At 71.7% G+C, this 7,303-nt stretch carries 8 protein-coding genes; 4 read left to right on the top strand and 4 right to left on the bottom strand.

The genetic code is table 11. From position 1 onward, the window contains the following. Positions 1 to 104: 104 nt before the first annotated feature. The 4 genes from ABZ914_RS09790 to ABZ914_RS09775 form a co-directional block, all read right to left on the bottom strand. Positions 105 to 458 carry an FmdB family zinc ribbon protein gene (locus tag ABZ914_RS09790; protein ID WP_500192625.1) on the bottom strand — a complete coding sequence of 118 codons (354 nt, stop codon included), beginning with the start codon at positions 456 to 458 and terminating at the stop codon, positions 105 to 107. Between the two features lie 198 nt (positions 459 to 656). Then, positions 657 to 2,144 (bottom strand): potassium/proton antiporter, encoded by a 1,488-nt coding sequence (locus ABZ914_RS09785; RefSeq protein WP_500192624.1) that lies wholly within the window; start codon positions 2,142 to 2,144, stop codon positions 657 to 659. A 103-nt stretch (positions 2,145 to 2,247) separates the two neighbouring features. Continuing rightward, entirely contained in the window at positions 2,248 to 3,237 is a 990-nt protein-coding gene (locus ABZ914_RS09780; RefSeq protein WP_500192623.1) for an NAD(P)-dependent oxidoreductase, read from the bottom strand. A gap of 290 nt (positions 3,238 to 3,527) precedes the next feature. Further along, positions 3,528 to 4,100: a 5-formyltetrahydrofolate cyclo-ligase gene (locus ABZ914_RS09775; RefSeq protein WP_500192627.1), complete on the bottom strand. Its 573-nt coding sequence runs from the start codon at positions 4,098 to 4,100 to the stop codon at positions 3,528 to 3,530. Between the two features lie 42 nt (positions 4,101 to 4,142). On the opposite strand from ABZ914_RS09775, the gene galU reads away from it, so the two are divergent. From galU to ABZ914_RS09755, 4 genes are read left to right on the top strand one after another with little or no spacing between them, the layout of a single operon-like run. Next, a complete protein-coding gene (gene galU / locus ABZ914_RS09770; protein ID WP_500192622.1) occupies positions 4,143 to 5,078 on the top strand; it encodes a UTP--glucose-1-phosphate uridylyltransferase GalU in 936 nt (311 codons plus the stop codon). Between the two features lie 26 nt (positions 5,079 to 5,104). Next, entirely contained in the window at positions 5,105 to 6,310 is a 1,206-nt protein-coding gene (gene glp / locus ABZ914_RS09765; protein ID WP_500192621.1) for a molybdotransferase-like divisome protein Glp, read from the top strand. Continuing rightward, complete coding sequence (moaC, locus tag ABZ914_RS09760; RefSeq protein ID WP_500192620.1) at positions 6,307 to 6,786, top strand: cyclic pyranopterin monophosphate synthase MoaC; 480 nt, start codon at positions 6,307 to 6,309, stop codon at positions 6,784 to 6,786. The genes glp and moaC overlap by 4 nt, the downstream gene beginning before the upstream one ends. After that, positions 6,783 to 7,271: a MogA/MoaB family molybdenum cofactor biosynthesis protein gene (locus ABZ914_RS09755; RefSeq protein WP_500192619.1), complete on the top strand. Its 489-nt coding sequence runs from the start codon at positions 6,783 to 6,785 to the stop codon at positions 7,269 to 7,271. The genes moaC and ABZ914_RS09755 overlap by 4 nt, the downstream gene beginning before the upstream one ends. Positions 7,272 to 7,303: the final 32 nt, after the last annotated feature.

Below are 7,303 nucleotides of genomic sequence, written 5' to 3'. Positions count from 1 at the left end.
GCCCCTCGGCGTCACCGCCGTCCAGGCCGAGGCGCTGCTGATCATCGCCGACGAGCAGCCGGTCCGGCCTTCGGGAAGCGCGGTGGTGAGGCGTGGCCCCTGGGTCAGGCCACCTTCTCGGACGAAGACGACTTCGACGAGGAGGCGGAAGACGAGGACGACGACGAGTCGCCCGACGAGCCCGACGAGGACGCCGAGTCGGACTTGCCGGAGTCACCGCTCGACGACGAGCCGTTCGAGCCGTTGGACGAGCTCCCCACGGTGGAGGACGACTTGCCTGAGCCGCGGCTGTCGGTGCGGTAGAAGCCCGACCCCTTGAAGATGATCCCCGCGGCGGAGAAGACCTTGCGGAGCTTTCCCTTGCACGCCGGGCATTCGGTCAGCGCGTCGTCGCTGAACTTCTGCACGACCTCCAGAGGCTCGCCGCACTCGGTGCAAACGTACTGATACGTCGGCACGGTTCCTCCTCGCTGACTCAGTCCGGCGCCGTCCCGGACTGGCACTCACTCTAGATGACTGCTAATGGTACCCACCCGTGGAACAGGATTCGCCGCGGGTCTGTTCCCAGCCGCCCCAAGCCTGCCCCCAAGCCCGGCCCCCAAGCCCGGCCCCACCCCAAGGCCCGGCCGAGCCTAGGTGCCCATGCCGCAGGACGCTCATGCGCCGGTCTCGCCGAACCAGCCGGCCAGCTTCCCGCGGCGGCTGATGGCGCGCAGCCTGCGTTCCGTGGTCTCGCGTACGGCCTCGGTGGTCACGACCAGCAGCGTGTCGCCGCTCGCCAGGGGCGTGGTGGGTTCCGGTACGAAGCTCTCCCCATCCCGCACGACGAGGGTAATGGACGCCCCGGCCGGCAACCGTAGCTCGAAGAGCTCCACTCCGCTCAACCGGGAGTCGGGCGGGATGCGGACTTCGAGCAGGTCCGCATGGAGTTCCTCCAGGGGCGCGGCCTCCACGTCCAGTTCGCGCGTCTGCTCGTCGCTCTTGAGGCGGCACCAGCGCGCGACCAGGGGCAGCGTAGGGCCCTGCAAGAGCGTGAACACCACGACGATGTTGAAGACGATGGAGAACAGCCGGTCGGCGTCCGGCACGTCCTTCACCATGGGGATGGTGGCCAGGACGATCGGGACGGCGCCGCGCAGCCCCGCCCATGAGGCGAACACCTTCTCGCCCCACGACAGCTTGAACCCGATCGAGGACAGGACGACCGACACGGGGCGCGCCACGAGCAGCAGGACGAACCCGATGACGAGCGCCGGGACGATCTGGCCGGGGAGCGCGCCGGGCGAGGCCAGCAGGCCCAGCATCACGAACAGCCCGATCTGGGCGAGCCAGCCGATGCCTTCGGCGAAGCCCCTCGTGGCCGGACGGTGCGGCAGGCGCGCGTTGCCGAGCACCAGCGCGCTGACGTAGACGGCCAGGAAGCCGCTCGCGTGCAGCAGCGTGGCGGCGCCATAGGAGCCGATGGACAGCGACATCACGGCGATGGGGTACAGGCCGGACGCGGGGAGGGCGACGCGGCGCAGCGCCTGTGCGCCGAGCCAGCCGATCGCGAACCCGAGCACGCCGCCGGCGATCAGCTCGTACACCATCACGCCCGCGAGCTCGGCGATGTTGGGGACGCCGCCGTGCTTGACGCTGAGCGTCGCCACGATGATCACGACGGGTGCGTCGTTGAAGCCGGATTCGGCTTCGAGCAGCCCGGTCAGCCGGGAGGGCAGGGGCAGCCGGCGCAGCACCGAGAACACGGCCGCGGCGTCGGTGGGGGCGAGGACGGCGGCCAGCAGGAACGCCGGGCGCCAGTCCATGCCGATCAGCCACATGGCGGCGAGCGCCACCACGACGATGCTGATCAGGGTGCCGATGGTGGACACGCTGAGCGCGGCCGGCACGGACGGCCGCACGTGCCGCCAGTTGGTGGTGAGACCGCCCTCGGCGAGGATCAGGACGAGCGCGCCGAGGCCGAGGGTCTCGGCCAGCTCGGCATTGTCGAAGTCGATGTGGAGGGGACCGGACTCGCCGATGAGAAGGCCGAGGCCCATGTACGCCAGAAGGGTCGGCAGGCCGGCCTGGTGCGACAGCCGGACCGCGACGATGGCGCTGAGTACGAGCACGGCCCCGAGGAGTAGCCAGATGTCGAGATGCACATCCCACCCTTCGGGGTCGTCAAAGTTGAACTTTTAGCAATACTACAGAATCGTGTGTCAAATGCATACTTGCGGTTGATGAACGGGATGCCTAGAACGTCCGTTATCTCCGTCTGACCTGCGGATCCACCCCGTTCACAACGTTCTGCACCGCGTGTCCCTGGACGGCCCTGGTGACGTTGTCGAGCAGCATCGTCACGATGTTCCGCTGCGACTGCGTCGTCCCTCCCGCCGCATGCGGGGACAGCAGGACGTTCTCGTTCGTGCGCAGGGGGTGGTCGGCCGCAGGCGGCTCCTCGTCGAAGACGTCCAGGGCGGCCCCGGCGAGCCGCCCCGACTCCAGTGCGGCGAGGACGGCGTCGTCGGGCGCGATGCCGCCCCGCGCCACGTTCACGAGAAGCGCCTTGTCGGGGAGTAGCGCGAGACGTTCCGGCCCTATGAGGCCGCGCGTCTCATCGGTCAGCGGAAGGGCGAGCACCAAGATGTCGGACGTGGCGAGCAGATCGTCCAGATCCCTGTAGGGGACGGGCGCCGAAGCACGCGGGTGCCTCGTCCAGTAGGAGACCTCACAGCCGAGGGCCTGGAACAGCCGCGCCGCTTCCGCGCCGATGGCCCCGTAACCGACGACCCCTACGCGCTGCGCATGGACTTCCCTGGTGCCCCGGGCCAGAAGCTCCGCCTGCGGCCATTCGCCCGCGCGCACATGCCGGTCCCCCCAGACGAAGTGGCGGCACAGGGCGAACGCGGCGCCGACCGCCCACTCGGCCACACCGCGCGCGTTGGCGCCCGCGGTGTTCGCCAGAGGCACGCCGGCCTCCGCCAGCGCGGCGCCGTCGATGCTGTCGGTCCCCACCGCGGGCATCTGCACGAACGCCAGGTGCGGCGCGGCGGCGACCGCCTCGGCGTCGAGTTTCAGTTGGGCGCTGAAGTCGCCGATGACCAGCTCGGCGTCCGGGAGCGCCGCGAGGAGCCCGGCGCGGTCCCTGGTCTGCGGGAACGCCACCTCCACGGTGTCGCCGAACGATCCGAACAGGCCCCGCACGATGTCCTCCCCGAGCGGGGGGAGGGAAAGGATCCGCCACGGCGCCGTCATCTGGAACCTCCCGGTGAGCCTCGGGTCCGACCGCGGTCCCCGATCCGCGATCTTGCTGATCCTCAGCCTATGCGCCCGTCCGGTACTGGCCACAGAGCCAGGTACTGCTAACCGCCAGGCCACACCTCTGCCACCGCCCGGCAGCGCTTCCGACGCCGCTCGGACACCCCCTGACGCCTCGGACACCCCCTGACGCCGCTCGGCCACCGCCCGGCACCCCCGGCCCCGCTCTCGGCACCGCCGGCCGCACTTCGCGGCCGTCCGAACGCCGGCCGGCGCCCGCCGGCGCCTCAGCCGAACCGCACCAGGCCCTCGGACGGCGTCGCCGCGGCCCGCACCCGCTGGTCGTGCGGCTCCGCGGGAAGCTCGTCCACCAGCTCGGAGTCGTACACCAGCCCGACGGTCAGGATCGCGGGCCCCACGCGGGCCAGCGCCCGGTCGTACGACCCGCCGCCGCGGCCCAGCCGCATGCCCGTCCGGTCGATCGCGACCGCCGGTGTCAGGACCACGTCCGCGCTGGCCACGGCGCCCGGGCCGCGCGGCGGCTCGGTCGGCTCCAGGCATCCGCGGGGGCCCGGCGCGAGCGAGTCGGGGCCCTCGTAGGACGCCCAGTCGAGGTCGCCGTCCGGCAGCAGGCGGGGGAGGAGCACGTAGGCGCCGCGCTTCCACAGCGCGAACAGCAGGCTCCGGGTGTCCGGTTCGGTGCCGACGGAGACGTAGGCGGCGATCGTCCCCGCCATCTCGATCTCGGGCACGGACAGCAGCGCGTCGCGCAGCGACCGGCCCGCCGCGGCGCGCTCCTCGGGAGCCATGATCCCACGCCTTTCCAGCAGTCCGGCGCGGATGTCGGTCTTCGAAACGATGTCGTGCACGCTGTTGTCCTCGCGGATGGCTAGGGTCTTTTCATGGTCGACATTGCACCCGTGCTCAAGGCCGTCGTCCCTGCGGCGGGCCTCGGTACCCGATTCTTGCCCGCCACCAAGGCGACGCCCAAGGAAATGCTTCCCGTCGTCGACAAACCGGCGATCCAGTACGTCGTCGAAGAGGCCGTCGACGCCGGCCTCAGCGACGTCCTCATGATCACCGGGCGCAGCAAGCGGTCCATCGAGGACCACTTCGACCGCGCCTACGAGCTGGAGGAGGCGCTCAACGCCAAGGGCGACAGCGAGCGCCTCGCGGCCATCCGCGAGTCCGCCGACCTGGCGATCATGCACTACGTCCGGCAGGGCGAGCCGCGCGGGCTCGGCCACGCGGTGCACTGCGCCCGCCAGCACGTCGGCGACGAGCCGTTCGCGGTGCTGCTCGGCGACGACATGATCGACGCGCGCGACAAGCTCCTGCAGCGGATGATCGAGGTGCGCGGCCAGTACGGCGGCAGCGTCGTGGCGCTGATGGAGGTCGAGCCCGACCAGGTGTCCGCGTACGGCTGCGCGGCCATCGAGGCGACCGGCGAGGACGACGTCGTGCGCATCTCCGACCTGGTCGAGAAGCCCGCGCCCGAGGAGGCGCCGAGCAACTGGATCATCATCGGCCGGTACGTCTGCGACCCCGCGGTGTTCGACGTGCTGGAGAAGACCCCGCCCGGCCGCGGCGGCGAGATCCAGCTGACCGACGCGCTGCGCACCCTCGCCGACATGCCGTCCGAGAACGGCGGCGGCGTGTACGGCGTGAAGTTCCGCGGCCGCCGCTACGACACCGGCAACAAGCTGGAGTACCTGCGCACGGTGGTGCAGTTCGCCGCGGAACGCCCCGATCTGGCGCCCGAGTTCATCCCGTGGCTGCGCGAGTTCGTCCGCACCCATGACGCCGCGGACGGCGTGGGCGGCTCCGGCGACGCGTGACGACCCGTCACACTGGGGCCGTGGGCATGAGAACGGTCGATGAGCACCTGACGGAGATCCTCGGCAGCGTCGCGGCGCTGCCGCCGCTCGACCTCGCGCTGCTGGAGGCGCAGGGGACGGTGCTCGCCGAGCCCGTCACCGCGCCGGTCCCGCTGCCGCCGTTCGACAACTCCGCGATGGACGGCTACGCCGTCGTCGCGGCGGACATCGCGGGGGCCACCGAGGCGGAGCCGGTCGTGCTGCCCGTGGTCGGGGACATCGTGGCCGGGGACTCGGGCGTCTCCGCCATCAGGACGGGGCTGACCGCCCGCATCATGACGGGCGCCCCGCTGCCCGCCGGAGCCGACGCGGTCATCCCGGTCGAGTGGACGGACGGCGGCGCCGCGACCGTCCGCATCAGCCGTCCCGCACCGGCGGGGAACTACATCCGGCGGTCCGGCGAGGACGTCCTCGCGGGCCAGACCGTCGTGGAGGCGGGGACGCGGCTCGGCGCGACGCAGATCGGCATGGTCGCCGCCGTAGGGCGCTCCCATGTCGCCGTAAGGCCGAAACCGCGCGTCGTCGTCGTCTCCACAGGGGACGAGCTCCAGGAGCCCGGCACGCGGCTCGCGCCGGGGCAGATCTGGGAGTCCAACAGCTACATGCTCACCGCCGCCGTCGTCGAGGCGGGCGGGATGGGCTTCCGGCAGGCGACCGTCCACGACGAGCCCGCCAAGGTCATGGAGATGCTGGAGGACCAGCTCGTCCGTGCCGACGCCATCATCACCTCGGGCGGGGTGTCCATGGGCACCAGGGACGTGGTGAAGGAGGTGCTGTCCGGCACCGGCACCGTACGGTTCCACAAGGTGCGCATGCGCCCGGGTAAGCCGCAGGGGTTCGGCCTGCTGGAAGGCGTGCCCGTCTTCACGCTGCCGGGGAATCCCGTTAGCGCGTACGTCTCGTTCCAGGTTTTCGTGCGTCCCGCCTTGCGCGCCATGCAGGGCCTGCCGCCCGAACCGATGCCCACCGTAAGCGCCGTCCTGGCGGAGGACATCAAGTCGCCCGCCGGGCTGCGGCATTTCGTCCGCGGGCGGCTGTCGTCCAACCGCGGCCACTACACCGTCACCCCGGCGGAGACGCAGGGCTCCCACCAGCTCGGTTCGCTCGCCATGGCGAACGCGCTGATCGCACTGCCCGAGGACACCGAGGCCCTGCCCGCCGGTTCGCACGTCGACGTCATGAGGTTGCCATGAGTGCCATGGGCACCGAGTTCTCGCATCTGGACGACAAGGGCGCGGCCCGGATGGTCGACGTGTCCGCCAAGGGCGTGTCGTCCAGGACCGCCACCGCGACCGGGTTCGTCCGGCTTTCCGCCGAATGCATCGAGTTGCTCCGCGCCGGCGACATGCCGAAGGGCGACGCGCTGTCGGTCGCCCGCATCGCCGGGATCATGGGGGCCAAGCGCGTCCCCGACCTGGTCCCGCTCTGCCACCCGATCGCCCTGCACGGCGTCACCGTCGAGCTGGAGATCCACGACGAGGGCGTGGCGATCAGGGCCGTGACGCGCACCGCCGACCGCACCGGCGTGGAGATGGAGGCGCTCACCTCCGTCTCCGTCGCCGCGCTCGCGCTGGTCGACATGGTCAAGGCGGTCGACCCGGGCGCCGTGATCACCGACGTGCGGGTCGAGGAGAAGACCGGCGGCAAGACCGGCGTGTGGCGCCGATGATCCGCGCGATGGCGGTCACCGTGTCCAACCGCGCCGCCGCCGGCGTCTACCCGGACAAGTCGGGCCCGGTGCTGGTCGAGCTGCTGGAGGACCTCGGCTGCCAGGTGGACGGCCCCGTCGTCGTGCCGGACGGCGAGCCGGTCGCCGAGGTGCTGCGGGACGCGGTCGCGCAGGGCTACGACGTCGTCGTGACGTCCGGCGGCACCGGCCTGACCCCGACCGACCGGACGCCCGAGATGACCCGGCTCGTCATCGAGCGGGAGGTCCCGGGGATCGCCGAGGCGATCCGGCTGGAGGGCCGCGACAAGGTGCCCGCCGCGATCCTGTCCCGCGGCCTCGCCGGGCTCGCAGGGCGGACGCTGATCGTCAACCTGCCGGGCTCGACCGGCGGCGTGCGCGACGGCATGGCCGTCCTCGGCCGCGTCCTGGCGCACGCCGTCGACCAGATCGGCGGCGGCGACCACCCCCGCCCCGCCGGCGGCTAGACCCGGACTGCACCGACCCTGGACGACCCAGA

Origin of the sequence: Spirillospora sp. NPDC046719 (genome assembly GCF_040645715.1) — a bacterium.
Classification (GTDB): domain Bacteria; phylum Actinomycetota; class Actinomycetes; order Streptosporangiales; family Streptosporangiaceae; genus Spirillospora.
The sequence above is the reverse complement of the archived record's forward strand: the minus strand, read 5'-3'. Positions and strand labels throughout refer to the sequence as shown.

Coding starts and splice junctions, on each gene's coding strand:
- ABZ914_RS09780 (WP_500192623.1), bottom strand. CDS start 3,237: ATGACGGCGCCGTGGCGGATCCTTTCCCTCCCCCCGCTCGGGGAGGAC.
- galU (WP_500192622.1), top strand. CDS start 4,143: ATGGTCGACATTGCACCCGTGCTCAAGGCCGTCGTCCCTGCGGCGGGC.
- glp (WP_500192621.1), top strand. CDS start 5,105: ATGAGAACGGTCGATGAGCACCTGACGGAGATCCTCGGCAGCGTCGCG.
- moaC (WP_500192620.1), top strand. CDS start 6,307: ATGAGTGCCATGGGCACCGAGTTCTCGCATCTGGACGACAAGGGCGCG.
- ABZ914_RS09755 (WP_500192619.1), top strand. CDS start 6,783: ATGATCCGCGCGATGGCGGTCACCGTGTCCAACCGCGCCGCCGCCGGC.